This window comes from Variovorax sp. PBL-E5, from assembly GCF_901827185.1.
Lineage (GTDB): Bacteria > Pseudomonadota > Gammaproteobacteria > Burkholderiales > Burkholderiaceae_C > Variovorax.
The window spans coordinates 4009308-4035154 of record NZ_LR594671.1 but is presented as its reverse complement, the minus strand read 5'-3'; the positions used below and the strand labels follow the sequence as shown (position 1 = coordinate 4035154).

Genomic DNA, 25847 nt, shown 5'->3' with positions numbered 1-25847 from the left:
TGCTAGACCTTGCCGAGAAGCAGGAATTCCATCAGCGCCTTCTGCGCATGCATGCGGTTCTCGGCTTCGTCCCAGACCACCGATTGCGGCCCGTCGATCACGTCGGCCTCGACTTCCTCGCCGCGATGCGCGGGCAGGCAGTGCATGAAGAGCGCGTCGGGTTGGGCCGCGCGCATCATCTCGGTGTCGACGCACCAGTCGGCGAAGGCCGCGCGCCGGGCCTCGTTCTCGGCCTCGTAGCCCATGCTGGTCCAGACGTCGGTGGTCACGAGGTCGGCGCCGCGGCAGGCCTCCATCGGGTCCTTGAAGACCTGGTAGCTGTCCGACGAGCGGATGCCGGCGATCGACTGGTCGACCTCGTAGCCGCTCGGCGTGCTCACGTGCACCTTGAAGCCGAGGATCTCGCTGGCCTGCAGCCAGGTGTTGGCCATGTTGTTGCCGTCGCCGACCCAGGCCACCGTCTTGCCGGCCAGGAAGGCCGGGTCCGGCATTCCTTCCGAATTCGTGCCGCGGTGCTCGAGGTAAGTGAAGATGTCGGCCAGGATCTGGCAGGGGTGGAATTCGTTGGTGAGGCCATTGATGACCGGCACGCGCGAATGCGCCGCAAAGGCTTCGATCTTGGTCTGCTCGAAGGTACGGATCATCACCAGGTCGACCATGCGGCTGATGACCTTGGCGCTGTCCTCGATGGGCTCGGCGCGGCCGAGCTGGCTGTCGCCCGTGGTCAGGTGCACCACGCTGCCGCCCAACTGGTACATGCCGGCCTCGAAGCTCACGCGCGTGCGGGTCGAGGCCTTTTCGAAGATCATCGCCATCGTGCGGTCGACCAGCGGCTGGTGCTTTTCGTAGGCCTTGAACTTCTTCTTGATCAGTGCGGCGCGTGCGAACACGTGCGCATACTCGTCGGCCGTGAAGTCCGAGAACTGGAGATAGTGCCGAATCGCCGGCGCCGCGCTCATGGCCGAGGCTCCGAGAGGAAGGTCTTCACGACCGGCACCAGCAGCGCGACGATCTCGTCCGCTTCGGCGGTGCTGAGGATCAGCGGCGGCACCAGGCGGATCACGTTGTCGGCGGTCACGCTCAGCAGCAGGCCGGCGTCGCAGGCGCGGTTCAGGATCACGCCGCAGGGCCGGTCGAGCTCGATGCCGAGCATCAGGCCCTGGCCGCGGATCTCGGCCACGCCGGGCAGGCTGCCGAGCTCGCGCTCCAGCGCGGCCTTGAGGTGCGCGCCGACCTTGGCAGCGTTGTCGAGCAGCTGGTGCTCTTCCATGATGCGGATGGTCTCGATGCCGGCGCGCATCGCGAGCGGATTGCCGCCGAAAGTGGTGCCGTGGTTGCCGGGGCCGAAGATATGGGCGGCGCGCGGGCCGGCGACCACGGCGCCGATCGGCACGCCCGAGCCGAGGCCCTTGGCCAGCGGCATCACGTCCGGCTTGATGCCGGCCCACTGGTGCGCGAACCACTTGCCGGTGCGGCCCATGCCGCACTGGACTTCGTCGATCATCATCAGCCAGTCGCGCTCGTCGCACAGCTGGCGCACTTGCCGCAGGTACTCCCAGCGCATCGGGTGGATGCCGCCTTCGCCCTGGATGGTTTCGAAGAACACGGCCACCACATTCGGATTGCCTTCAGTCGCCTCCTTCAGCGCGTCGAAGTCGTTGAGCGGCACGCGGATGAAGCCCTCGACCAGCGGGCCGAAGCCTTTCTGCACCTTGGGGTTGCCGGTGGCCGACAGCGTGGCGATGCTGCGGCCATGGAACGCGGCCTCGTAGACCACGATCTCCGGCCGCTCGATGCCCTTGTCATGGCCGAACTTGCGTGCCAGCTTGAGTGCGGCTTCGTTGGCTTCCAGGCCGGTGCAGCAGAAGAAGGCGTTGGTGAGCCCGGAAAGCTCGGTCAGTTTGGCTGCGAGTTGCTCCTGGCCCGGCACGTAGTAGTAGTTGGAGCTGTGGATCAGCTTGGTGATCTGGTCCTGCAGCGCAGGCACCAGCTCGGGATGGTTGTGGCCGAGCGTGTTGACGGCGATGCCGCCCAGGCCGTCGAGGTAGGCGCGCCCTTCGGTGTCCCACACTCGACAGCCTTGGCCGTGCGACAACGCGATCGGCAGGCGGCCGTAGGTGTTCATGACGTGGGGCGACGAGGGTGCGACAGCGGCGCTCATGGGGATCTCCAGAAAAGGGAACGCGGATTCTAGGCGGCCGGTTTGACAGCGTCGTTGAGGATTGCGCATTACAGCAATGCCCGCGTGGATCGCTCGCGGAACCCCCGGATAGAATCGTTGTGCGGCGCAGCAAGCGTCTGCGCCACCTTCACGCCAACCGATGATTTCTCCCAGCGCCAAAGAAGTCTTCATTCAGGGCATCACCCAGGATGGCCGGACCTTTCGCCCGAGCGACTGGGCGGAGCGGCTGGCGGGCGTGATGTGTTCGTTCCGGCCGGGCGGCGCCTATCCGGGCAGTCACCTGAGCTATTCGCCGTGGTGCGTGCCGACGATCATCAACGGCATCAAGTGCGTGGTCGTCAGCCGCGAACTGCGCGAGGCCAACGTGATGGCCTGGGACTTCGTGATGAACTTCGCCCGCGACAACGGCTTGCAGGTCGCCGAAGCCTGCCTGGTGCCGGATGCGTCGCCGGCGCCGGTCAAGCCGCCGCAGGCCGGCCGGGTCTGAAAGCGGGCAAGGGCCGCGCCCATGAAAAAACCGCCCGAAGGCGGTTTTTCACTTTGCTGCAGCGCACCCCGATCAAACGGCGGACTGGACGAAGGCCGGTCCGGGCTGTTTGCCTGATGACGTCAGGCGGCGGCCTTTTCAGGGGCGAGGGCCAGGTTCTTGACCTTGGCCGACAGGCGGCTCTTGTCGCGCGCTGCCTTGTTCTTGTGGAAGATGCCCTTGTCGGCGACGGTGTCGACGATGCTCTGGGCCTTCGCGAAGAGTTCGGCCGCCTTGGTCTTGTCGCCGGCCAGCACGGCCTTTTCGACATTCTTCACGGCGGTGCGGTATTTGGAGCGCAGCGAGGTGTTCGCGGCGTTGAGCTTGACGTCCTGGCGGACGCGCTTACGGCCCGACGCGAGGCGCGGGTTCTTTTTCTTGGGCTTGGCGGATGCCATAAATGAGTTTCCTTGGTGTCTGGGGATGATGCAGCAAAGCCAATGATTCTAGCAAACCCCCAGCCTTGCTCACTTCGTGTAGCCTGCAACCCCCTCGCAGGGGGCAATACCTGCGGACCGGCGGAGCCGGATCCGCGGTATTTCTGGAGTTGGTCCGACGCGTTGCGCGTCCGTGAAAGAGGGCGCATCGAGTGCACCTACACTTCCGGCGGTGTCGCTCTTCAGATCTGCCTCCACCGTTTCCCTGCTGACGCTCGCCTCCCGGGTCACGGGTCTCATCCGGGACGTGCTCATGACCTCGGTGTTCGGCGTCAGCGCGCTGACCGACGCGTTCTACGTCGCGTTCCGCATCCCCAATCTCTTTCGCCGGGTGTTCGGCGAAGGGGCGTTCAGCCAGGCTTTCGTGCCGGTGCTGGCGGCCTGCAAGACGGAACGCGGCGAAGCGGGTGCCAAGGAACTGGTGGACCATGTGGCGACGCTGCTCGTGTGGACACTGGTGGTGGTGTGCGTGCTCGGCGTGGTCGGGGCGCCGCTGATGGTCCTGGCCATGGCGAGTGGGCTGAAGCAGACCGCTGACGGATTCGACGCGGCGGTCGTGATGACGCGCTGGATGTTCCCCTACATCGGCTTCATGTCGCTGGTGGCGCTGGCCGGCGGCATCCTGAACACCTGGCGCAAGTTCGTCGTGCCGGCGGCCTCGCCGGTGCTGCTGAACGTGGCGCTGATCCTGTCGATCGTCGTCGGCGCACCCTGGTTCAGGCGTCATGGGATCGAGCCGATCTATGCGCAGTGTGTCGGCGTGATGGTCGGCGGCGCGCTGCAACTGGCGCTGCAGATACCGGCGCTGCGCGGCCTCGGCATGATGCCGCGCATCGGCGCCAGCATCGACGCGATGCGCATTGCGTGGGCCGACCCCACGACGCGCAAGATCGTCCGGCTGATGCTGCCGGCGCTGGTCGGCGTCAGCGTGGCGCAGATCTCGCTGCTCATCAACACGCAGATCGCCTCGCACCTCGCGCAGGGCAGCGTCAGCTGGGTCACCAGCGCCGACCGGCTGATGGAGTTCCCGACCGCGATGCTGGGCGTGGCGCTCGGCGTGGTGCTGATGCCGCAACTCGCCGCCGCGCGCGCGGCGAAGAACGACGCGCACTATTCGGCGATGCTCGACTGGGGTCTGCGTCTGGTGGTGCTGCTCTCGGTGCCTTGTGCGGTGGCATTGCTGGTGTTTTCGCAGCCGCTGGTCGCGGTGCTGTTCCACAACGGCAGGTTCAGCGATGTCGACGTGCAGCGCACCACGGTGGCGCTGATGGGCTATGGCGTCGGGCTGATCGGCCTGGTGGCGATCAAGGTGCTTGCACCCGGCTACTACGCGAAGCACGACATGCGCACGCCGATGCTGATCGCGGTCGGCGTGCTGGTGTTTACCCAGGTCCTCAACGTGTTCCTGGTGCCGGTGCTGCAGCACGCGGCGCTCACGCTGACGATCGGTATCGGCGCCATGGTCAATGCGGCGTGGCTGCTCATCGGCCTGATGCGCCGCGGCAGCTACAAGCCCGAGCCCGGCTGGGGCCGGTTCCTGCTGCAGGTGCTTGCCGCCGCGCTGGTGCTCGCCGCGCTCCTGGTCTGGGGCAACCAGCATTTCGACTGGATCGGCCTGCGCGAGCATCGTCTGTACCGCGTCGGCCTGCTGGCGGCGCTGATCGCGGGCGCCGCCGCACTCTATTTCGCGGTGCTCGCCGCGGCGGGGCTCAAGCTGCGCAGTTTCATGCGCCACTGAGCCTTGCAGGCGCCGCAAGCGGCGGTGCCGTCTTGACGCTCCTGCCGCGCTCCTCTACAAAGACACATGACGTTCAGCTTTTCGACGCCCACCGCTCTCGAGTACTTCGAATCGCTCGTGAAGAGCGACGAGCAGTTCCCGCTGCTCGAAGCGGCCGCCAGTCTCGCGCAGGACGAATACCCGGAACTCGACGTGCAGCAGGTGCTGGGCGACATCGATCAACTGCTCGCGCGGCTGCGGCGGCGCTTGCCGGCCGACGCGGCGCCCTTGCAGCGTTTGCGCGCGCTCAACCAGTTCTTCTTCCACGACCTCAGCTTCGGCGGCAACGTCAACGACTACTACGACCCCGACAACAGCTACCTGAACGCGGTGCTGCGCACGCGGCGCGGCATTCCGATCTCGCTCGCGGTGCTGTGGATGGAACTGGCCCAGGGCCTGGGCCTGCAGGCGCGCGGCGTGGCCTTTCCGGGCCATTTCATGCTGAAGGTCACGCTGCCGAAAGGGCAGGTGGTGATCGACCCCTTCACCGGCAAGTCGCTGTCGCGCGAGGAACTCAGCGAGCGGCTCGAGCCCTACAAGCGCAGCAATGGCCTGGTCGGCGATTTCGACGTGCCGCTCGGCCTCTACCTGCAGCCGGCGGCGCCGCGCGAGATCATCGGCCGGATGCTGCGCAACCTGAAGGAAATCCATCGCGCGCAGGAAGACTGGCAGCGTGCGATCGCGGTGCAGGACCGCCTGGTTGCCCTGCTTCCCGAGGCCTGGGGCGAGCATCGCGACCGCGGCCTCGCGCATGCCGAACAGGGCAACACCGCACTGGCGGTGCGCGACCTCGAGACCTATCTGGCGCATGCCGAGGATGCACTCGATCTCGATGCCGTCGCCGAACGGGTCGCCGCCTTGCGCCGCGCGAGGAACTGATGGACGCCTCCAGGGCCGCAGCGGTGGATCTCGGCACGCTGCACGAGTTCCACGGCATCCAGCCGGTGCTGCCGGTGGCGGATGCAGCAAGGGCGGCGCGCTACTTCTGCGACGTGCTCGGCTTCGAGCTCGACTTCATCGCGGGCGAGCCGCCGAGCTATGCGCGCGTGAAGAAAGGCGATCGCAGCTATGGCGATCCGGTGTACATCCGCCTCTGGCAATGCGGCCGGCGCGATGCAGCGGCATGGCGCGGCGAGATCGTGATCCATGTCGGCCGCGATGTCGACGGACTGCATGCGGCCTACGTGAAGCGCGGCGTAGCCATCGTCGAGGCGCTGGTATCGCAGCCCTGGGGCCTGCGCGAATTCGCAATCCGCGAGCCCGACGGGCACGTGCTGCGCTTCTGCGGCTACCTGTCGTAGGCAGGGTCTTTGGCCGTCGGGGTGGCACGTATCGTGCGGGATCGTAGCCATGGGCTTTCCTGCCATCGAAACCTTCCGTCGGTGGCTGAGTGCGTTCGCGCGCCGGGGCCAGCCGCTGCGGGTGCTGATCGCGCTGGGCGGTGCGGCGGCGCTGTGGGGGTTCGGCGGCCACCTCGAAGCGGCGCCGCCCGTTCTGCTGGGCATTGCCGCGAGTGCGCTGGCCGAGACCGATGACAGCTGGCGCGGGCGCTTGCGCACGCAGCTCTTCGCATGGATCTGCTTGGCGATCGCCGCGTCGGTGGCGGCGCTGCTGTTCGACAAGCCCCTGATCTTCGCCGCGGTGCTCGCGGCGGCGGCGTTCTGCCTGACGATGCTGGGCGCCGTCGACGTGCGCTACAAGCCGATCGGCCATGCGACGCTGATCCTTGCGTTGTCCGTGGTGCTGGCCGTCGGCCAGGCACCTGCAACGGGCATCGAACGCGGGCACCTGCTGCGCCTGTTGCTGGCCGGCGCGGCGGGGTACGGGTTGCTGTCGGTGCTCTGGTGCGCGGTGCTGCCGGCACAGCCGGTTCAGCTGCGTTTGGTGCGGTTGTTCGATGCGCTCGGCGACGGCATGCGTTTCAGGGCCTCGCTGTCCGGCGTCGCGCGCGGGCCTGACTTCGAACGCGAAGGGTTGTCGCTGGCGCTCTTCAATGCGGCGGTGGTGACGGGACTCAATGCGGCCAAGGAGAGCATCCTGCGCCGCATCGGCACCGGCGCGCCGACGGAACGCATCGCGCGCTATCGCGGGCTCTACCTGATCGCGCAGGACGTGCACGAGCGCGCCAGCGCGTTCCATCACGACACTGGCGCGCCGGATGAGGGATCGCTGCACGACGCCCTGCTGGTGCGCTGCCGGCAGGTGCTCGACCTGCTCGGGCAGGGCTGTATCCGCCTGGCCCATTCGATCGAGCGGCGCGAGCCCTTGGCGGCCGAGGCCGGGGCCGAGCGCGCGTTGGCGGATCTGCATACCGCGATCGCGCATGCGCGCGACAGCGCCGCCTTGCCGGATCGGATGGCGTCGCTGCCGTCGATCGAGGCCATCGCGCAGAACCTCGCGCAGCTCGAGGAGCGACTCGCCAGCGCGAGCCAGCCGTCCGGCCGCACGGTGCGTACCGACCTGGGTCCGCTGGACCGCGCACCGCGCTCGTGGCGTGATGCGGCCAGGCGCGTGCGGCGCCAGCTCGCGACGCGCTCGGCGCTGTTTCGCCACGCATTGCGGCTGACGCTCGCCCTGCTGGTCGGCGGCGGTGCGGCGTGGCTGCTTCGTCCGTCGCAGGGCGGCTGGATCCTGCTTGCGGCGCTCCTGGTCTGCCAGCAGAGCGTCGGTGAAACCGTCGCGCGCATCGGCCGTCGCATGGCCGGCACCTTGGTCGGTATCGCGGCCGGCTGGGGGCTGCAGCAGGTGCTTGCGCAACCGCTGCCGCACGCGCTGCTGGGCGTGGCGGCCGGCGTGTTTTTCTTCGCAGCGCGCGACGAGCGCTCGCTGCGCGCGACCGCGGCAATGGCGCTGCTGGTGATGCTGTGTTCCAGTCCGGCGAAGCTCGGTGTGGCGTCGATCGCGCCGTTGCTGGCCGACGCGGCCGCCGGCTGTGTGATCGCGGCGCTCGCGCTGCTGCTGGTGCTGCCTTACTGGCAGGCGCGGCGTATCAACGAACTGGCCGCGGCCAGCCTGCGCAACCACGCAGCCTATCTTCGTCAGGCCATCGAGCAGTACCGCGCCGGCGCGCACGACGACCTTGCCTACCGGCTGGCGCGGCGCAACGCCCACAACGCCGATGCCGCACTGTCGACGGCCGTGGCGGACCTGTTGCGCGACCCGCGATGGAGGTGGCCGCGCGCCCTCGCGGCGCTGCGATTCCTGCTTCGCTCACACGCCCTGCTGAGCGGACTCTCGGCACTCGGCGCGCGCCGTGCCGCGTTGCCCGATCCGCAGTGGGTCGCAAGGCTGCGTGAAGCGGCCGAAGGCGAGGCGACGGCGCTCGAGCACTTGGCCGATGAACTCGAGGCCGGTGCGATCGGTGCGGTGGAAACGGGCTTCGGATTCCCGGCCCCCGGTGGACTGGGTGCCGGCGGCGGCCGGGTTGCCCAACTCGCGGTCATGGAACTCTCGTGGATCCAGCGGCAGATCGGGGCCCTGCGTCGCCATGCGAGCGAATGGCTCTCGCGGGACGGCGGCAGGTCGCCGGACGATGCCGGCCGCGGGATCGGCGAGACGCGCGCGGGCTGACGCGCACGGCTAACGCGCCGGCAGCCTTTGCGCGCCCGACGGCGATCCTGTCAGCCCGAACTGGTGCCAGGCGCGGCGCAATTGCGTGTCGGAGCCGAAGCCAGAGACCTCGGCTGCCCGCGTGACGCTGGCGCCGGATGCCAGCGCCAGCTGGGCCGTCGCGAGCCGCAGGCGCCGCAGGTATTCGAGCGGCGCGATGCCCGCATGCTCGACGAAGAGACGCGTGAGATGCCGTGCCGAGGTATGGGCCACCTCGGCCATGCGCGGCACGGTCCAGTCGTCTTGCGGCTGCCCGCTCACGGCGTCCTGCACGCGGTGCAAGGCGGCGTGGAGGTGGTTGCGGTAGGCGAGAAAGGGCGACAACTCCGGATCCTGCGGCCCGCGCCGCAGCGCCATCACCATGGTCTGCGCGACCTGTGCCGCCAAGGCTTCGCCGCAGGTCTCGGCAATGCGATGCAGCATCAGGTCCAGGCCGGTCGTCACGCCGGCGCTGCTGTAGACGGGCGGGTCGAGCACGAACACGCGGTTGCTCACCACCTCGCAGCGCGGCTCGACCTGCCGCAGTTCGTCGAGGTGATGATGATGGGTGGTCGCGCGACGGCCCGCGAGCTGGCCCGCATGCGCCGCGAGCAGTGCGCCGGCACAGACCGTGATCAGTTCCAGCCGGTCACGCTCGAAATGCTGGCCGCGCAGCCAGTGCAGCAGTTCCTGCGTCTCGTCGCTGTCGACTGCGAGGGTGTGGCCGGGCAGGCCGAGCAGCACGATCCAGGTGGACCCGCGCCATTGCGTCGGCAGCGGCACAAGACCCGACAAGGCGACGCCGACCGAACTGATCGAGGCCGGCCGCGGGCTCGCGAAGTCCATCTCGAAGCGCGCCGGCTGGCCGGCCGCCAGCAGCAACTGATTCGCGATGCGAAGCGCTTCCGCCGGGCCGGCCCAGTCGAGCACCAGGCTGTGGGTCAGCAGGACGAAGACGACGCGGATCGGCGTCGGCGCGCTCACGTCAGGCGGCGACAGCCGCGCCGGCGCGCGCGAGTGCCTCGTCGACGCTGCACACCTGCGCGAAGCGGTCCTGCAGCACGGTGGCGGTGCGTGCCTTGATGTCGGCCGCGGACAAGGGCCGGCCGTCGGGCTGCACCATGTCGAAGGTCAGCGTCGCATCGATCACGTAGTCGACGGTCCAGCCGAGGTCCGATGCGTGGCGCGTCGTGGTTTCGCAGCACTGCTCGGTACGGATGCCGCTCACGATCAGCCGGCCGATGCCGTTCTCGGTCAGCCATGCCTCGAGCCCGGTGTGGACCAGGGCGCTGTGCCGGTGCTTGGTGAAGGTCGCGGCGGCATCGAAGCGTGCGAGCTCTTCGAGCGGGCGCACGTGGCCCGATTCGACCGCGAAGGGGTTGCTCGCGCTGGCGGGACCATCGACGTGGAAGATCCGCACGATCGGAATGCCGGCGGCAATGCAGCCTTCGATCAGCGCGTTCTGGGCCGCGATGTAGGGCACGAAGTCGCGCCGGGTGAAGTACGGGCGCTGGCGGAAGGACTCCTGGGCGTCGATCACTATCAGACAGCTTTTCATGGCGGATGCTCTTTCTCGTCGGGTGAATGATGCGCCGTATTCTTCTCGGACACCATGTGTCTCGTCCGCGCCATGCGGGACAAGAATCGATCAGATCCGGACACGCAGTCTCTCAGACCAGCCCGGCCACCTGCAGCTCTTTCTTGACGTAGGCATAAAAGAGCGGCGCGGCCACCAGCCCGGCCGGGCCGAACACCGCCTCGGCGACGAACATCGCGACCAGCAGCTCCCAGACCGTCATATGGGTCCGGCTGCCGACCACCTTGGCATTGATGAGGTATTCGGCCTTGTGGATCAGGATCAGGAACACCAGGCAGGCCGCCGCGGCAAAGGGCGAGACCGACAGCCCGACCAGCGTGATGACGGTGTTGCACACCAGGTTGCCCACGATCGGTACCAGGCCGGCGACGAAGGTCAGCGTGATCAATGCCGGGGCATAGGGCAGTTCCAGGCTCCACAGCGGCAGCACGAACAGCAGGAAGACGGAGGTCAGCAGGGCATTGAACGCAGCGATCCAGAACTGGGCCGCCACGATCTGGCCGAAGGCCTGCCCGAACAGCGTGATGCGCTGCTTCAGCTGATGGGTCAGGGGCCGGCCGGTGGCCGGAGGCTTCGAGACGGCCGCCAATGCGCCCACGATGAGGCCGACGTACGAGAACAGCACCCCGGCCAGCCATGCGCGCCCGGTCAGTGCGAGCGCCCCGGCCTGCGCGCGCAGGTAGCCGGCGACGATGCGCTGCACTTCGGCCGAACCCTCGGGCAGGTAGGCGCCGATCTCCGGCGGCAGCTTGAGCCGCAATTCCAGGATGGTACGGGCGATGTAGTCGAGCAATTCCTGGTACTGCTCCGGCGCGTTGAGGACGAACTCGCGCGCTTCGGAAAACGCGACGATCAGCATGCCGATCGGAGCCAGCACCATGAGCGTGGCGGCGATGCCGCGCGACAGCGAGGAGGGTGTGCGCGGCATCGCCGTGCCCGCGCGCGCAGGCAGCGATCGCCGCAAGGCGAGGTCCAGCACGCGGGCGATCCAGCGCGTGCCGAGAAAGCCGATGCAGATGCACAGCAGGCCGGGCAGCAGTCCATGCCACATCACCAGCAGCAGAGCGCTGGCGATGAGCAGGTAGCTCGCCGCAATCAGGGTCCGTGACGCCGGAGGCGGGGTCTCGCTCACGCGCTGCGGCGGCTCAGGCAACGACCACCGCGGCGCCGGCGCCGCGCTCGGCGATGGTGCCGATCTCGTGCACCGTCTCGCCGGCCGCCCGCAGCGTCGCCGCGCAGGCGGCCGCTTCGGCGGCGGTGATCACGACCACCATGCCGATGCCGTTGTTGAAGGTGCGGTTCATCTCGATGTCGTCGATGCCGGCCACTTTCTGCAGCCAGGCGAACAGCTCGCTCTGTGGCCAGCTGCCCTTGCGCAGGTGCGCGGCCGTGCCCTCGGGCAGCACGCGCGGGATGTTTTCGAGCAGGCCACCGCCCGTGATGTGCGCCAGGGCCTTGATCGGGTGCTTCGCCAGCGCGGCGAGAACGGGCTTCACATAGAGCCGGGTCGGCGCCATCACGGCTTCGCGGAAGGGGCGGCCGTCGAGCGTCGCGGGCAGATCCTTGTCGGCACGCTCGATCACCTTGCGCACCAGGCTGAAGCCGTTGGAATGCACGCCGGCCGAAGCCAGGCCCAGTACCACGTCGCCCGGCTTGACGTCCTGGCCCGTGAGGATCAACGACTTTTCGACCGCGCCGACTGCGAAGCCCGCGAGGTCGTATTCGCCGGCCGGGTACATGCCAGGCATTTCGGCCGTCTCGCCGCCGATCAGCGCGCAGCCGCTCAGCTCGCAGCCGCGCGCGATGCCACCGACCACGGCGGCGGCTGTGTCGACATCGAGCTTGCCGCAGGCGAAGTAGTCGAGGAAGAACAGCGGCTCGGCGCCCTGCACCAGCACGTCGTTCACGCTCATGGCCACGAGGTCGATGCCCACCGTGTCGTGCATGTTCCACTCGAAGGCGAGCTTGAGCTTGGTGCCGACGCCGTCGGTGCCGCTCACCAGCACGGGTTCCTTGTAGCGCTTGGGCACTTCGAACAGGGCGCCGAAGCCGCCGATGCCGGCCAGCACGCCCTCGCGCATCGTTTTTTTCGCCAGCGGCTTGATGCGATCGACCAGCGCGTCGCCGGCATCGATGTCGACGCCGGCGTCCTTGTAGCTGAGCGGGGTGGTCGGGTTGGAGTTCATGGGGTCGGGCGGACGAAAGAGGGGAAGGTCGAACAGGAGGACAATGACGCCGGCAACCGCAGTGGTCGGGCCGATAGAATTCCTCACGATTTTAAGGGCGGCCATGCCCTGTCCCATGAACCCTCGTTTCGCGTCATCCGCGCCACCCCAGCCGCTCGCAGCGGCCATGGCATGAAGCAGCTTGCGCTCGACATCGGCATCGCGTCCGGTCCGACGCTGGCGGGTTTCTTTGCCGGGCCGAACGAGCCCGCGCTGCGGCATCTGACGCTCTGGGTGGGCGATGCGCGCTCGCCCACGCTCCATTCGCCGGTGCCCACCTACCTGTGGGGCGAGGGCGGCAGCGGCAAGACACACCTGCTCGAAGCGGTGCGCAGCGCCTTGCGCGAGCAGGGCGCGAGCACCGGGTGGTTGCATGCCGGGGTGATGGACCCTCCCGAGTTCGATGACCGCTGGGGTGCCGTGCTGTTCGACGACGTGCATCTCTACACCGCGGTGCAGCAGCACGCGGCCTTCAACTGGTTCGTCAATGCGCAGACGCTGCAGCGCGGCGTGGTGGCGGCGGGCACCGTGCCGCCGGCCGACCTGCCGCTGCGCGAGGACCTGCGCACGCGCCTCGGCTGGGGCCATGTGTTCCACTTGCAGGTGCTGAGCGAAACCGAGCGGCGTGCCGTGCTGCGCCAGGCCGCGGACGATCGCGGCGTGATGCTGTCGGACGAGGTGCTCGATTACATGCTGCATCGCTTCAGCCGTGATCTCGGCAGCCTGATGGAGCTGCTCACGCAACTCGACGGCTATGCGCTGCAGACCCAGCGCGCCATCACCATCCCACTGATCCGGTCGATGCTCGAAAATGAATAAGGGCGCGCGTTGCGTCTCCTCTCTCCAATGATCAAGAAATTCATCGACAAACTCCTCGGCAAATCCGCTGATGCCGCTTCCAGCAAGAACCGCTTTGGCAAGCGCCAGGAGGTGGCCGCGTCGGTGCACGGCATCGATCCGTCCCTGGTCGACGAACGCGCCAGGAACGTGGTCACCACGCTGCAGGATGCGGGCTACGAGGCCTACGTGGTCGGCGGCGCCGTGCGCGACCTGCTGCTCGGCCTCAGGCCGAAGGACTTCGACGTCGCCACCAACGCCACGCCCGAACAGGTGAAGAGCCTGTTTCGCCGCGCCTTCATCATCGGTCGGCGCTTTCGCATCGTTCACGTGGTGTACGGCCGCGGGCGCGAGCACGAGGTGATCGAGGTCTCGACCTTCCGCGCCTACATGGAAAGCGTGGGCGCCGAGCAGGTGGCGGGCAACGAGCGCACCAGCAAGAGCGAGCTCGCCGGCATGAAGCACGCCGTCGACGCCAGCGGCCGGGTGCTGCGCGACAACGTCTGGGGTCCGCAGGAAGAGGATGCCGCGCGCCGCGACTTCACCGTCAACGCGATGTACTACGACCCGGCCAGCCAGGTGGTGGTCGACTATCACAACGGCATCAAGGACGCGAACAAGCTCACGCTGCGCATGATCGGCGATCCGATCACGCGCTACCGCGAGGATCCGGTGCGCATCATTCGCGCGATCCGCTTTTCGGCCAAGCTCGCCGCGCTCGGCTTCAAGCTCGAGCCCAAGACGGCGGCGCCGCTGGTCGAGTCGAGCCGGCTGCTGGCCGACGTGCCCCAAAGCCGGCTGTTCGACGAGATGCTCAAGCTGCTGCAGACCGGTCACTCGATCGCGACGGTGGCGCAATTGCGCAAGCTCGGCCTGGCGACCGGCATCTATCCGCTGCTCGACGTGGTGGTGGAGCGTGCCGACCAGCCTTTCGTCAAGGCCGCGCTGCTCGACACCGACCGCCGCGTCGGCGAGGGAAAGCCGGTGGCGCCGAGCTTCCTGCTGGCCTGCGTGCTGTGGGCCGATGTGCGCGACGGCTGGGCGCAGCGCATCGAAGGCCGCAACGGCCAGCGCTCGCAGCCCGCGTTTCCCGCGCTGCAGGACGCCATCGACGACGTGTTCAATTCGCGCATCGGCGACGTGTCCGGTCGCGGCAAGCTCGCGGCCGACATGCGCGAGATCTGGATGATGCAGCCGCGCTTCGACAAGCGCAGCGGTGCCACGCCCTACAGCCTGGTCGAGCAGGCACGCTTTCGCGCGGCCTTCGACTTCATGCGGCTGCGCGCGGATGTCGGCGAGATCGGCGAGGCAATCGCCGAGTGGTGGCAGGAATTCAGCACGGCCGACGACGTGCGCCGGCAGGACCTGATGGAACAGGTGCGCGACGAGCAGCACAAGCGCACGCGCCAGCGGGTGCCCGCACGGGCAGCGGATGCGGCGCCGGCCAGCGCGCCAGCGGCGCAGGCCGACGAGGCGGCGCTGCCGCCGGACGGCGAACTCGCCACGGCGCCCCGCAAGCGACGCCGCCGGCGCAAGCCGCGCACCGGCGGCGGCGGCGGCGAAGCCGGCAGCGCTGCCGCCGAATGACGATCCGGGCCTACGTCGCCATCGGCGCCAACCTCGGCGACGCGCGCGCGACGGTGACCCGAGCGATGCAGGATCTGAACGGGCTGCCGCGCACCCGCGTCGCGTCGCGGTCCTCGCTGTACCGCAGCGCGCCTGTCGATGCCGGCGGACCGGATTTCATCAATGCGGTGGTCGGGCTCGATACCGCGATGGACGCGCATGCGCTGCTTGCCGCACTCCAGCGCCTCGAACTCGGCGCAGGCCGCGAGCGCCCCTACCGTCACGCGCCGCGCACCCTCGACCTCGACCTGCTGCGCCATGGCGATGCCGTGATCGACACGGCGACGCTCACGCTGCCGCATCCGCGCATCGCGCAGCGCGCCTTCGTGCTTCTGCCGCTGGCCGAGATCGCGCCCGAGCTGGTCACGCCCGGTCAGCTGGCGCAGGTGGCGGACCAGCGCATCGAGCGGCTCTGAGGCCGACGCCGGCCCCGCCCATTACACTTGCGCGGTTTTTCACGATGGCGTCACGCGCATGTGATGGCCGCGAATCCAGGAGATCGCCATGTTCGGCAAGCTGCTGCCCCGCGAGGGGAATTTTTTCGAGATGTTCAACCAGCACGCCGACCGCATCGTCGAAGCCGCGCGCGCGTTCGAGCAACTGGTGGCCAACTACAACGACTTGCACCTGCGCGAACAGTACAACCGCGATGTCGACAACGCAGAGCGCGCGGCCGACCGCGTGACGCACGACGTCAACCGGCTGATTCACAAGACCTTCATCACGCCGATCGATCGCGAGCAGATCCACAAGCTGATCAACACGATGGACGACGTGGCCGACCTGATCCAGGACTCGGCCGAGACCATGGCGCTCTACGACGTGCGCCACATGACCGAGGAGATCACCCGCCTCACGACGCTCAGCGTGAAATGCTGCGAACGCGTCAAGGACGCGGTCAAGTTCCTCTCCAAGATCACCGACCCGGCCACGGCCGAAGCCACGCTCAAGGCCTGCGAGGAAATCGACCGGCTCGAATCCGACGCCGACCGCGTGATGCGCAGCGCCATGAGCAAGCTGTTTCGCGAAGAGCCCGACGTTCGCGAGGTCCTCAAGCTGAAGGCCATCTACGAATTGCTCGAAACGATCACCGACAAGTGCGAGGATGTCGCCAACGTCATCGAGGGCATCGTCCTCGAGAATTCCTGAGCACGGACGGCGAATGGCAACGGTTCAGGTCGCCCTCTGGGTGGTGGTGGCGCTGGTGGTGTTGGCCATCGCCTTCGATTTCATGAACGGCTTCCACGACGCGGCGAATTCGATCGCCACCGTCGTGTCGACCGGCGTCCTCAAGCCCGGGCAGGCGGTGGTGTTCGCGGCCTTCTTCAACCTGGTCGCGATCTTCGTCTTTCATCTGAGCGTCGCGGCCACTGTCGGCAAGGGGATCGTGCAGCCGGGCGTCGTCGACGTGCACGTCGTGTTCGGCGCGCTGGTCGGCGCCATCAGCTGGAACTTCGTTACCTGGTACTACGGCATTCCGAGCAGCTCCTCGCATGCGCTCATCGGCGGCATCGTGGGCGCCGTGATCGCCAAGGCCGGCTCGGGTGCGCTGATCGCCTCGGGCATCTGGAAGACGGTGGCGTTCATCTTCATCTCGCCGCTGCTCGGCTTCTTTCTCGGCTCGTTCATGATGGTCGTGGTGGCCTGGGTGTTCAGGACCTCGACGCCGTCGCGCGTCGACCGCTGGTTCCGGCGCCTGCAGATCATTTCGGCCGGCGCCTACAGCCTCGGCCATGGCGGCAACGATGCGCAGAAGACGATCGGCATCATCTGGATGCTGCTGATCGCGACCGGCTATGCGGCCGCCGATGCGGCCAATCCGCCGACCTGGACGATCGTGGCCTGCTACACGGCAATCGCGCTCGGCACCATGTTCGGCGGCTGGCGCATCGTCAAGACCATGGGCCAGAAGATCACCAAGCTCAAGCCCGTGGGCGGCTTCTGCGCCGAGACCGGTGGCGCACTGACCTTGTTCCTGGCCACGGCATTGGGCATTCCCGTGTCGACCACGCACACCATCACCGGCGCCATCGTCGGCGTCGGCTCGACGCAGCGCGCCAGCGCGGTGCGCTGGGGCGTGGCGGGCAATATCGTGTGGGCCTGGATCTTCACGATCCCGGCGTCGGCCTTCGTGGCGGCGATCGCCTACTGGATCGGGATCCAGGTGTTCTGACGCACTACTGGGACATCAACCGGCCTTCTTCGACCTGGTTCTCGAAGTAGCGCTGGAAGCTGAAGGCGATGCTGGCCATGAGAACCGTGCTGCCGATCATCAGCGCCAGCACGATGGCGCCGATCGTGAGCCAGTTGGTGCTGCCTGCGGCACTTTCGAGCGGCTGGCCGGCGTTGTAGCGTGCGTTCCATTTTTCGGGCGTCATCAGTCCGTAGACGATGGCGGTCAGGGCACAGCCCGCGATGGTGAAGCCCAGGAGTGGAATCAGTACCCAGCTCAGGCCGTCGTCCATGCCGAACTGCTTGACGCGTTCGAGGCCATACAGGCCGAGTGCGGTGGGGATCGGGAGCAGCCACCCCAGGACGCTGCCGAAGCCGCCAAGGTAGAAGCAATGCAGGCCCAGCGGGCCGCCAAGAAAGGCCAGCCAGGCCGTCAGGGTCTTGTTCTTCATTCGGGCCTCGTCGAGCTGCCTTCGCCCAGAACCTTTTCCATCAGCACGACGTCGCGCCACTCGCCGAACTTCCAGCCGCAGTCCTTGAGCACGCCGACGTGGCTGAAGCCCTGGGCGCGGTGAACCCCGACCGACCCCGCGTTGGCGGAGTCGCCGATCACCGCGATGAGCTTGCGCACGCCGACGGATTCGGCGGCCTTTGACAGCGCCGCCAGCAGTTGCGTGCCGAGGCCCTGGCCCCGCGCGCCTTCGGCCAGGTAGATCGAGTCCTCGGCCGAGAATCGATAGGCCGGGCGTGGCTTGAACCAGTTGCAGTAGGCGAAGCCGAGCAGCTCGCCCTCGCTTTCGGCGACGAGGTACGGCAGGTTCTTCGACAGCACATCGGCGCGGCGGGCTGCCATGTCGGCCTCGGTGGGGGGCTCGGTCTCGAAGGTGCCCGTGCCGTGCAGCACATGGTGGGCATAGATGGTCGTGATGGCCGCGACGTCTTCGTCGCGGCTGGGGCGGATGGTGGTCATTCGGGGGCGCTTGGCGCTGCCAGGGTGGTTGAAAAAGTGGAGCGGGCTATAATCGTGGGCTTTTCAGCGTGTCGCTGGCCGGGTGGCCATGTCGCGTGTCTCGACGCTGGAAGAACACCGTGGGCGAACCTTCTCGGTTTGCTGCACCACCCGAAGGATAAATCATGGTCGTCATTCGACTCTCCCGCGGCGGCTCCAAAGGCCGTCCGTTCTTCAACATCGTTGTGTCGGACAAGCGTGTTCGCCGCGATGGCCGCTTCATCGAACGCCTGGGTTTCTACAACCCGACGGCCAAGGAAAACGAAGAAAGCATCCGCATCGCGCAGGATCGCCTGACCTACTGGAAGAGCGTCGGTGCGCAAGCCTCGCCGACCGTCCACCGTCTGATCAAGCAAGCCGCCGACGCGGCGCCCAAGGCGGCAGCCTAAGCCGCCGGCCCGGCGATGCTGCCCACCCTCGAAGCCGCCGAATTGCCGGCGGACGCGATCGAAGTGGCGCGCATCGCCGACGCCTGGGGCATCAAGGGCTGGTTCAAGGTCCTGCCCCACAGCGCCAGTCCCGAGGCGCTTTTTTCCTCCAAGCGCTGGTTTCTGCAGCCGCCGGGCGCCAAGACGGCCAGCGCATTCCGGCTCGCGATCCGCGAGGCCAAGGAACACTCCGATTGCATCGTCGCCTCGTCGGAAGACGTGGCGGACCGCAACGCGGCCGAAGCGCTGCGCGGCGCGCGGGTGTTCGTGCCGCGTTCGAGCTTTCCCACGGCAGCCGAGGACGAGTACTACTGGGTCGACCTCATCGGGCTTTCGGTCGTGAACCGCGAAGGCATCGTGCTTGGCACCGTGCGCGAACTGCTCGCCACCGGCCCGCAGACCACGCTGGTGCTGGCAGCCCAGGAGGACGGCAAGCCCGTCGAGCGCATGGTGCCCTTCGTCTCGGCCTTCGTCGACAAGGTCGATCTGTCCGGCCGGCTGATCACGGTCGACTGGCAGCCGGACTATTGAGCGGGCAGGGGCGGCGCCATGCGCTTCGACGTCATCACCCTGTTTCCCGAACTCTTCACGCCCTTTCTGGCGAGCGGTGTCACGCGCCGCGCCTTTGAATCGAAGCAGGTCGAGGTCGTGCTCTGGAATCCGCGCGACTTCGCCGAAGGCAACTACCGGCGCGTCGACGACCGGCCTTTCGGTGGTGGTCCCGGCATGGTGATGATGGCCGAGCCGCTGTCGGCCTGTCTCGATGCCGCGCTGGCAGCGCGTGCGGCCCCGGCGCCCGTGGTGCTGTTCTCGCCAATCGGCGAAAGCCTGCGCCACGAGGCTGTCGAGCGATGGTCGGCAAGCGAGGGCGCCGTTCTGGTCTGCGGCCGCTACGAGGGCATCGACCAGCGCTTCATCGACGCGCGCGTCACGCACCAGATCAGCCTGGGCGATTTCGTGCTGTCGGGCGGCGAGGTTGCTGCCATGGCGCTGCTGGACGCGGTCGCCCGGCTGCAGCCGGGCGTGCTCGGCGACGAAGCCAGTCATGTCCAGGACAGCTTCAATCCCGCGCTCGATGGCTTGCTGGATTGCCCCCATTACACCCGGCCGGAGCAATGGAACGGCGAGGGCGTGCCGGCGGTGCTGCTGTCCGGCCATCACGTGCAGATCGAGCGCTGGCGGCGTGACCAGCGGCTGGCAATCACCCGGCAAAAGCGACCCGATCTGATCGACGCGGCGCGCGCTGCGGGCCGGCTCAGCCAACTCGATGAGAAGGCACTCCGGAAAAAGCTATAATCTTTGGTTCCCCGATCCTCTGCCCGGCCGCGTCGACTCTTTCGAAGGCGCCTTTTGTGTAGCGCGAGCACGATCGAATCCAGGAAATCATGAACCTCATCCAGACCCTCGAGCAGGAAGAAATCGCCCGGCTCGGCAAGAAGATCCCCGATTTCATGCCCGGCGATACCGTCATCGTCAGCGTGAGCGTCGTCGAAGGCACCCGCAAGCGCGTGCAGGCCTACGAAGGCGTGGTGATCGCCAAGCGCAACCGCGGCCTCAACAGCGGCTTCACGGTGCGCAAGATCTCCAGCGGCGAAGGCGTGGAACGCACCTTCCAGACCTACAGCCCGCTGATCGCCGGCATCGAAGTCAAGCGCCGCGGCGATGTGCGCCGCGCCAAGCTGTACTACCTGCGCGAGCGCAGCGGCCGTTCGGCTCGCATCAAGGAAAAGCTGCCCGGCAAGTCGTCGGCAGCCTCGGCCGCTCAATAAGCAGTGCCTGCCTGCCTCGCAAAAAGCCGCCGTTCGAGGCGGCTTTTTGCATTGGCCCCGTGCCGCAGCGAGGCAAGCGTGATTTATGTTGTGGTGCTGCGTGTCGCGCCGGCGCCGTTTCTGCGTTTTACTTGACCCGTTTTCTTTCTTGACCGATCCATCGCCCGCCATGCGCGCTTCCTCCGTCGAAACCATCAACGCCATCCTGCCGTCGGCACTGAGATCGTTCGACCCGCGCCAGGCTCCGGTGATCGGCATCGATTCGGCGTTGCCGGCGGTTCCGCCCGCAAGGCTCACCGCACGTGCCCTGCGAGCGCGCTTTGCCACGCCTCCCGTCTGGGCGCCCGAACTGCGGCGTGAACCCCAACTGACGGACCGCATGCCGGCACAAGCCGCCGTGCTCGTGCCGATCGTGATGAGGGACGAGCCGACGATCCTGCTCACCGAGCGGACGACCCATTTGTCCACGCACTCGGGCCAGGTCGCTTTCCCTGGTGGACGGGTCGACCCCGAAGATGCCAATATCGCCGCCGCCGCGCTGCGTGAAGCGTGGGAGGAGGTCGGCCTCTCGGCTGACCACATCGAGGTGCTGGGCAGCCTGCCGACCTACACCACGGTGACCGCCTTCGTCGTGACGCCGGTAGTCGCCCTCGTGCGTCCGGATTTCGAGCTGACCCTCAATCCCCATGAAGTCGCCGACGCTTTCGAGGTGCCTTTCGCTTATCTGATGAATCCCGCGAACCATCGGCGCCATGTGCGGATCGATCCCGATCTCGGCTCGCGTGAATGGTTGTCCATGCCCTACCAGGATGGCACTCGTGAGCGCTTCGTCTGGGGCGCGACGGCCGGCATGCTGCGCAATCTCTACCGCTTTCTTTCGGCATAGATCCGTCCATGGGCGGCGCGCGGAGGGCTCACCCTAGAATCCACGGATGAGCTTCTTTGCGATCCTGTGCGCGTTGCTGATCGAGCAGGTGCGGCCGCTCGCGTACCACAACCCCGTCTACGGCGGCGTGCTCGCATGGACGCGCTGGACCAGCCGCAATTTCGACGCGGGCAAGCCGCACCATGGCTGGGTGGCCTGGTGCCTGGCGGTGCTCATGCCGACGCTGATCGTGCTCGGTGTGCACTGGTTGCTCGTTCTGACCCTGGGCCTGCCGTTCGCGGTGCTCTGGAGCATTGCGGTGCTGTACGTCACGCTCGGCTTCCGGCAGTTCAGCCATCACTTCACCGGTATTCGCGACGCGCTCGACGAGGGTGACGAGCCTCTCGCCCGCTCGTTGCTCGCGCACTGGCAGCATGTCGATGCGGCCGATCTGCCGCGCAGCGAAATCGTGCGGCATGTGATCGAGCATTCGGTCATCGCGGCGCACCGGCATGTGTTCGGCGTGCTCGCCTGGTTCTCGGTCCTGGCCGCGATCGGTCTCGGGCCGGCCGGCGCGGTGTTCTACCGCATGAGCGAATTCGTTTCTCGCTACTGGATCCACAAGAACGGTGCTTCGATGCAGCCCTCCAGCATCTGGGTCCAGCAGGCTGCAAGGCGCGCCTGGACCTTGATCGACTGGCTGCCCGCGCGCATCACGGCGCTCGGCTTCGCCGTCGTCGGCAGTTTCGAGGAGGCGATCGACTGTTGGCGCAACGATGCGCGGCGCTTTCCCAACGAGAACGATGGCGTGATCCTCGCCGCGACCTCGGGCGCGGTGAACGTGAGGCTCGGCGGCGGCACGCTGAGCGCGGCGCCGGTGCTCGCCGATCCGTTGTCGCGTGCGCAGGCCGGCGATTCCTTCGCCGGCGGCCGCGGCCCCGACAGCGGCAGCACGCCGGGACGCGAGCCCGAGCCGGCGCATCTGCGCAGCGTCGTCGGGCTGGTCTGGCGTTCGGTCGTGATGTGGATGGTGCTGCTCGCGCTGCTCACCCTGGCGCGATTGCTGGGGTGAGCGAAGCCGTGTCGGCCTCGCGTGGCGTCCCCGGTTTCTGGAGTCCGCGCATCGGCGCGCTGGAGCCTTATGTTCCCGGCGAGCAGCCGCGCATCGCGAAGCTCGTCAAGCTGAACACCAACGAGAACCCCTATCCGCCGTCGCCGCGCGTGATCGATGCCGTTCAGGCCGCGGCCGCCAACGGACTCGAGCGCTATCCCGATCCCGAATCGGTCGCGCTGCGCGAGGCGATTGCGGCGCGCTACGGTCTCGCGTCCGCGCAGGTGTTCGCCGGCAACGGCTCCGACGAAGTACTGGCCCATGCCTTCTTCGCCTTCTTCCAGCAGGCCGAGCCCTTGCTGATGCCTGACATCAGCTACAGCTTCTATCGCGTCTACGCGCAGCTCTACGGCATCGACTGCGAGCTGCAGCCGGTCGATCAGGGTCTGCGCATCGATGCCGATGCGCTGGCTGCGCGTGCTGCAGCCGGTTGCGCGGGCATCGTGCTGGCAAATCCCAATGCACCGACCGGCATCGGGATGCCGCTCGCGCGCATCGAAAAGCTGCTCGATGCGTGTCCCCGTCGCGTGGTGCTGGTGGACGAGGCCTATGTGGATTTCGGCGGAGAAAGCGCGATGCCATTGATCGCCCGGTATCCGAACCTGCTGATCGTTCAGACGCTGTCCAAATCGCGTTCGCTTGCAGGGCTGCGTGTCGGCTTCGCTTGCGGCCAGGCGCATCTGGTCGAAGGTCTTCAGCGCGTCAAGAACAGCTTCAATTCCTATCCGCTCGACCGTCTTGCGACCGCGGGCGCGATCGCGGCCTTCGAGGACGAAGCGTGGTTCATCAAGACGCGCGACGCGGTGATCGACACGCGGGAAGGATTGATCTTGCAGCTGGAAGACCTCGGCTTCGATGTGCTGCCTTCGCAAGCCAATTTCGTGTTCGTCCGGCATGCTGCGCACGATGCGGCCCGTCTCGCGGCCTCGCTGCGCGAACGCGCGGTGCTGGTCAGGCATTTCAACCAGCCGCGCATCGCGCAGTACCTGCGCATCAGCATCGGCACGCGCGACCAGTGCGCGGCGCTCGTCGATGCGCTCGGCGACATCCTCGGCGCGGCTCAGTAGCGCGTGCGGCTCAGTTCCGCGAACAGCTCGCCGTAGATCCGGTAGCGCGAGGCGCTGATCGTTCCGGAGCGACCGGGCGACTCCACCTGCGCGATCACGCCGCATCCCGGCTCGTGCAGGTGCGTGCAGTTGTAGAACTTGCAGCCCGACGCATGCTCGGCGATGTCGGGCATCAGGTGCGCGAGCTGCATCGCCTCGATGTGATGCAGGCCGAATTCCTGGAAGCCGGGCGAGTCGATCAGCGCGGTGGTGCGCGCAGCGTCCACCCAGTACCACGTCGTGCTGGTCGTGGTGTGCTTGCCCGAGTTGAGCGCTTGCGAGATCTCGCCGGTCAGCGCCAGCGCGCCGGGCACCAGCAGATTGATCAGCGTGCTCTTGCCCGCGCCGGAGGGGCCCAGCACGAGCGTGGTCCTGTCCGCGAGCAGCGTGGTCAGCGTGGCGAGGTCGGCTTCGCCTTGCGCAGTCAATGCCAGCGCAAGCACGTCGTACTTCATGCGGCGGTAGGGCGCCAACCTGGCCCAGGCCCGTTCGAAAGGCTTGACCAGGTCGCTCTTGTTGAGCGCGATGACCGGCACGATGCGTTCGGCTGCGGCGGCGATCAGTGCGCGTGCGAGCTGGGTTTCGGAGAACTCGGGCTCGGCTGCGATGAGGATCAGCACCTGGTCGAGATTGGCCGCGAAGGACTTGGTCCGGATCTCGTCCTGGCGATAGAACAGGTTCTTGCGCGGCCTGACCTGCTCGATGGTGCCTTCGTCCTCGCTGGCCTGCCAGAGCACGCGGTCGCCGACGACGGCCTGGCTCTTCTTGCCGCGTGGATGGCAGATCAGGCGATCGCCCTGCGGTGTTTCGACGAGGCAGTGGCGGCCATGGCTCGCGATGACCAGCCCTGCGCGCAATGCCGCAGCGCTTGCGGCGCCGCGCTGCTTAGCCAACGGCGGCTTCCATGCGCTCAGGCGGCCAGCAGGGCATCCGCCTGCGCCGCGCAATCGAAGTCGGTGGCGGAGATGCCGCCGACATCATGCGTGTTGAAGCGCACGACACAGCGGCTGTAGTGCACCGACAGGTCCGGATGGTGGTCCTGCCTGTGCGCGACCAGCGCCAGGGCATTCACGAAAGCGATGGTCTCGAAGTAGTTCGCGAAAGTGAAGGTCTTCTCGATCGCGACATCGGCGCCATCGCCGGTGAGCTTCCAGCCTTCGAGCCGGGCCAGGCCGGCCACGATCTCGGTGGCGCTCAGCGCGCGGCGGTGAGTCGTCTTCCAGTCCTTGGGCTTCAGCATGCTGCTCATGATGGGCCTTCCTTCAGTCAGGCCGCAGCCATGCGCGCCAGGCGCTCGGATGCAGGCGGATGCGAGTAGTAGAACTTGACGAACACCGGGTCGGGCGTCAGCGTCGAGGCGTTGTCCTGGTAGAGCTTGAGCAGCGCTGCGGAAAGGTCGGCGCCGCTGGTCTGCGCGATCGCGTAGGCGTCGGCCTCGAACTCGTGCTTGCGCGAGATGCGCACCGGCAGCGGAGCGACGAAGAAGCCGAACACCGGCACCGCGAGCATGAACAGCAGGATCGCCAGCGCATCGTTGGGTGCCGCCATGTTGGGCTGCACGCCGAGGCCGGCATAGAACCACGCGTGGCCCGAGAGCCAGCCCAGCAGCGCGAACCCGGCCAGGCTGAGCGCGAACATCGCAGCCATGCGCTTGACGACGTGACGGTGTTTGTAATGGCCCAGCTCGTGGGCCAACACGGCCTCGACCTCGTCGGCACTGAGCTGGCGCAGCAGCGTGTCGTAGAAGACCACGCGCTTGCTGGCGCCGAAGCCGGTGAAATAGGCATTGGCATGCGCGCTGCGCGTGCTGCCATCCATCACGAACAGGCCCTTGGCCGCGAAGCCGCAGCGCTGCATCAGCGCATTGACGCGCAGCTTGAGCGCGGCGTCGTCCAACGGCTTGAACTTGTTGAAGATCGGTGCGATGAAGCTCGGATAGATCAGCATCAGCAGCAGGTTGAACGCCATCCAGGCGCCCCACGCCCACAGCCACCACAGCCTGCCGGCGGCGCCCATGAGCCACAGGATGAGTGCCGCGATCGGCAGACCGATCAGCACGCCCAGCAGCAGACCCTTGGCCGCATCGGCGAGCCAGAGCCGCCAGGTCATCTTGTTGAAGCCGAAGCGCTCCTCGAGCCTGAAGGTTTGCCACAGCGTGAACGGCAGCTCGAGCAGTCCGCCGATCAGCGCGAAGGCCGCCAGCAGCACCAGCTGCTGCAGCATGCCGCCGCCGAGCCAGGCCAGCAACAGCTTGTTGAGCATGTCGAGGCCGCCCAGCAGGGTCCAGCCGAGCAGCACGGTCGCGCTCCATGCCATTTCGAGCAGGCCGAAGCGGGTCTTCGCCACCGTGTAGTCGGCGGCTTTCTGATGGGCTGCGAGCGTGATGGCCTGCGCGAAGGCAGCCGGCACGGCATCGCGATGGCGTGCCACATGGCGCACCTGCCGCGTGGCGAGCCAGAACTTGACGGCCAGCCCAGCGGTCAGCGCGAAGGCGAACGCGAGCGTCAGAACGAGGGAGGCGGAAAGAGAGCTGGACATGACCCGTGGAGTTTAGCCCGCGCGTTTCCCATTCGTGAGTGGGGCCATCGACGA

General features: G+C 67.4%; 29 protein-coding genes. 17 read left to right on the top strand and 12 right to left on the bottom strand.

Annotation, left to right across the window (positions count from 1 at the left end; translation table 11 throughout):
* Positions 1-2: 2 nt before the first annotated feature.
* Together argF and WDLP6_RS19670 are read right to left on the bottom strand one after the other, a co-directional pair.
* Positions 3-959, bottom strand: a complete 957-nt coding sequence (gene argF, locus WDLP6_RS19675) for an ornithine carbamoyltransferase (protein ID WP_162568819.1) — start codon at positions 957-959, stop codon at positions 3-5.
* Positions 956-2161, bottom strand: a complete 1206-nt coding sequence (locus tag WDLP6_RS19670; RefSeq protein ID WP_162593708.1) for an aspartate aminotransferase family protein — start codon at positions 2159-2161, stop codon at positions 956-958. Before WDLP6_RS19670 ends, argF begins: the two co-directional genes overlap by 4 nt.
* 160 nt (positions 2162-2321) lie before the next feature.
* On the opposite strand from WDLP6_RS19670, the gene WDLP6_RS19665 reads away from it, so the two are divergent.
* Complete coding sequence (locus tag WDLP6_RS19665; protein WP_162593707.1) at positions 2322-2669, top strand: DUF3579 domain-containing protein; 348 nt, start codon at positions 2322-2324, stop codon at positions 2667-2669.
* Between the two features lie 122 nt (positions 2670-2791).
* Here WDLP6_RS19665 and rpsT read toward each other — a convergent pair whose 3' ends face one another.
* Entirely contained in the window at positions 2792-3106 is a 315-nt protein-coding gene (rpsT, locus tag WDLP6_RS19660; RefSeq protein WP_162568816.1) for a 30S ribosomal protein S20, read from the bottom strand.
* Positions 3107-3317: 211 nt separating this feature from the next.
* Here rpsT and murJ point away from each other — a divergent pair, with 211 nt between their 5' ends.
* The 4 genes from murJ to WDLP6_RS19640 all read left to right on the top strand — a co-directional run bounded on the left by murJ (position 3318) and on the right by WDLP6_RS19640 (position 8492).
* Positions 3318-4883 (top strand): murein biosynthesis integral membrane protein MurJ, encoded by a 1566-nt coding sequence (gene murJ / locus WDLP6_RS19655; RefSeq protein WP_162593706.1) that lies wholly within the window; start codon positions 3318-3320, stop codon positions 4881-4883.
* A gap of 66 nt (positions 4884-4949) precedes the next feature.
* On the top strand, positions 4950-5801 hold the full coding sequence (locus tag WDLP6_RS19650) for a SirB1 family protein (RefSeq protein WP_162568814.1): 852 nt from the start codon (positions 4950-4952) through the stop codon (positions 5799-5801).
* Entirely contained in the window at positions 5801-6223 is a 423-nt protein-coding gene (locus tag WDLP6_RS19645; protein ID WP_162593705.1) for a bleomycin resistance protein, read from the top strand. Before WDLP6_RS19650 ends, WDLP6_RS19645 begins: the two co-directional genes overlap by 1 nt.
* Positions 6224-6272: 49 nt before the next feature.
* The gene (locus tag WDLP6_RS19640) at positions 6273-8492 is read left to right on the top strand and encodes an FUSC family membrane protein (protein ID WP_162593704.1); all 2220 of its coding nucleotides are present in this window, start codon (positions 6273-6275) and stop codon (positions 8490-8492) included.
* Between the two features lie 9 nt (positions 8493-8501).
* Here WDLP6_RS19640 and WDLP6_RS19635 read toward each other — a convergent pair whose 3' ends face one another.
* From WDLP6_RS19635 to purM, 4 genes are all read right to left on the bottom strand, one after another.
* Complete coding sequence (locus WDLP6_RS19635; protein ID WP_162593703.1) at positions 8502-9494, bottom strand: GlxA family transcriptional regulator; 993 nt, start codon at positions 9492-9494, stop codon at positions 8502-8504.
* A gap of 1 nt (position 9495) precedes the next feature.
* The gene (locus tag WDLP6_RS19630) at positions 9496-10068 is read right to left on the bottom strand and encodes an isochorismatase family protein (protein WP_162593702.1); all 573 of its coding nucleotides are present in this window, start codon (positions 10066-10068) and stop codon (positions 9496-9498) included.
* 112 nt (positions 10069-10180) lie between these two features.
* On the bottom strand, positions 10181-11239 hold the full coding sequence (locus tag WDLP6_RS19625; RefSeq protein ID WP_232077136.1) for an AI-2E family transporter: 1059 nt from the start codon (positions 11237-11239) through the stop codon (positions 10181-10183).
* Positions 11240-11252: 13 nt separating this feature from the next.
* Complete coding sequence (purM, locus tag WDLP6_RS19620) at positions 11253-12293, bottom strand: phosphoribosylformylglycinamidine cyclo-ligase (RefSeq protein ID WP_162593701.1); 1041 nt, start codon at positions 12291-12293, stop codon at positions 11253-11255.
* A gap of 171 nt (positions 12294-12464) precedes the next feature.
* On the opposite strand from purM, the gene hda reads away from it, so the two are divergent.
* The 5 genes from hda to WDLP6_RS19595 all read left to right on the top strand — a co-directional run bounded on the left by hda (position 12465) and on the right by WDLP6_RS19595 (position 16968).
* Complete coding sequence (gene hda, locus WDLP6_RS19615) at positions 12465-13151, top strand: DnaA regulatory inactivator Hda (protein ID WP_162593700.1); 687 nt, start codon at positions 12465-12467, stop codon at positions 13149-13151.
* 27 nt (positions 13152-13178) lie between these two features.
* On the top strand, positions 13179-14756 hold the full coding sequence (pcnB, locus tag WDLP6_RS19610) for a polynucleotide adenylyltransferase PcnB (protein WP_162593699.1): 1578 nt from the start codon (positions 13179-13181) through the stop codon (positions 14754-14756).
* Positions 14753-15211, top strand: a complete 459-nt coding sequence (folK, locus tag WDLP6_RS19605; protein WP_162593698.1) for a 2-amino-4-hydroxy-6-hydroxymethyldihydropteridine diphosphokinase — start codon at positions 14753-14755, stop codon at positions 15209-15211. The genes pcnB and folK overlap by 4 nt, the downstream gene beginning before the upstream one ends.
* A gap of 88 nt (positions 15212-15299) precedes the next feature.
* A complete protein-coding gene (locus WDLP6_RS19600; RefSeq protein WP_162568807.1) occupies positions 15300-15944 on the top strand; it encodes a DUF47 domain-containing protein in 645 nt (214 codons plus the stop codon).
* Between the two features lie 13 nt (positions 15945-15957).
* Complete coding sequence (locus WDLP6_RS19595) at positions 15958-16968, top strand: inorganic phosphate transporter (protein ID WP_162593697.1); 1011 nt, start codon at positions 15958-15960, stop codon at positions 16966-16968.
* Positions 16969-16972: 4 nt separating this feature from the next.
* Here the strand turns inward: WDLP6_RS19595 and WDLP6_RS19590 are convergent, their stop codons facing one another.
* The gene (locus WDLP6_RS19590) at positions 16973-17419 is read right to left on the bottom strand and encodes a TM2 domain-containing protein (RefSeq protein ID WP_162593696.1); all 447 of its coding nucleotides are present in this window, start codon (positions 17417-17419) and stop codon (positions 16973-16975) included.
* Complete coding sequence (locus WDLP6_RS19585) at positions 17416-17937, bottom strand: GNAT family N-acetyltransferase (protein WP_162593695.1); 522 nt, start codon at positions 17935-17937, stop codon at positions 17416-17418. Before WDLP6_RS19585 ends, WDLP6_RS19590 begins: the two co-directional genes overlap by 4 nt.
* A gap of 164 nt (positions 17938-18101) precedes the next feature.
* Between WDLP6_RS19585 and rpsP the strand changes: the two genes are divergently transcribed.
* The 7 genes from rpsP (at position 18102) to hisC (ending at position 23216) form a co-directional block, all read left to right on the top strand.
* On the top strand, positions 18102-18365 hold the full coding sequence (rpsP, locus tag WDLP6_RS19580) for a 30S ribosomal protein S16 (protein WP_162568803.1): 264 nt from the start codon (positions 18102-18104) through the stop codon (positions 18363-18365).
* 15 nt (positions 18366-18380) lie between these two features.
* Positions 18381-18935: a ribosome maturation factor RimM gene (gene rimM, locus WDLP6_RS19575; RefSeq protein ID WP_162593694.1), complete on the top strand. Its 555-nt coding sequence runs from the start codon at positions 18381-18383 to the stop codon at positions 18933-18935.
* An 18-nt stretch (positions 18936-18953) separates the two neighbouring features.
* Positions 18954-19700 (top strand): tRNA (guanosine(37)-N1)-methyltransferase TrmD, encoded by a 747-nt coding sequence (trmD, locus tag WDLP6_RS19570; RefSeq protein ID WP_162593693.1) that lies wholly within the window; start codon positions 18954-18956, stop codon positions 19698-19700.
* A gap of 89 nt (positions 19701-19789) precedes the next feature.
* Positions 19790-20173 (top strand): 50S ribosomal protein L19, encoded by a 384-nt coding sequence (gene rplS / locus WDLP6_RS19565; protein ID WP_162568800.1) that lies wholly within the window; start codon positions 19790-19792, stop codon positions 20171-20173.
* A 169-nt stretch (positions 20174-20342) separates the two neighbouring features.
* Positions 20343-21059 (top strand): CoA pyrophosphatase, encoded by a 717-nt coding sequence (locus tag WDLP6_RS19560; RefSeq protein ID WP_162593692.1) that lies wholly within the window; start codon positions 20343-20345, stop codon positions 21057-21059.
* Positions 21060-21105: 46 nt separating this feature from the next.
* Positions 21106-22110: a CobD/CbiB family protein gene (locus tag WDLP6_RS19555; RefSeq protein ID WP_162568798.1), complete on the top strand. Its 1005-nt coding sequence runs from the start codon at positions 21106-21108 to the stop codon at positions 22108-22110.
* A complete protein-coding gene (hisC, locus tag WDLP6_RS19550) occupies positions 22107-23216 on the top strand; it encodes a histidinol-phosphate transaminase (RefSeq protein WP_232077134.1) in 1110 nt (369 codons plus the stop codon). Before WDLP6_RS19555 ends, hisC begins: the two co-directional genes overlap by 4 nt.
* Here hisC and rsgA read toward each other — a convergent pair.
* The 3 genes from rsgA to WDLP6_RS19535 are packed head-to-tail and all read right to left on the bottom strand — an operon-like array spanning position 23210 to position 25793.
* Entirely contained in the window at positions 23210-24148 is a 939-nt protein-coding gene (rsgA, locus tag WDLP6_RS19545; protein WP_162593691.1) for a ribosome small subunit-dependent GTPase A, read from the bottom strand. The two genes, hisC and rsgA, sit on opposite strands and share 7 nt — an antisense overlap.
* Positions 24149-24165: 17 nt before the next feature.
* Positions 24166-24504 (bottom strand): 4a-hydroxytetrahydrobiopterin dehydratase, encoded by a 339-nt coding sequence (locus tag WDLP6_RS19540; protein WP_162593690.1) that lies wholly within the window; start codon positions 24502-24504, stop codon positions 24166-24168.
* Between the two features lie 17 nt (positions 24505-24521).
* Positions 24522-25793, bottom strand: a complete 1272-nt coding sequence (locus WDLP6_RS19535; RefSeq protein WP_162593689.1) for a M48 family metallopeptidase — start codon at positions 25791-25793, stop codon at positions 24522-24524.
* Positions 25794-25847 lie beyond the last annotated feature (54 nt).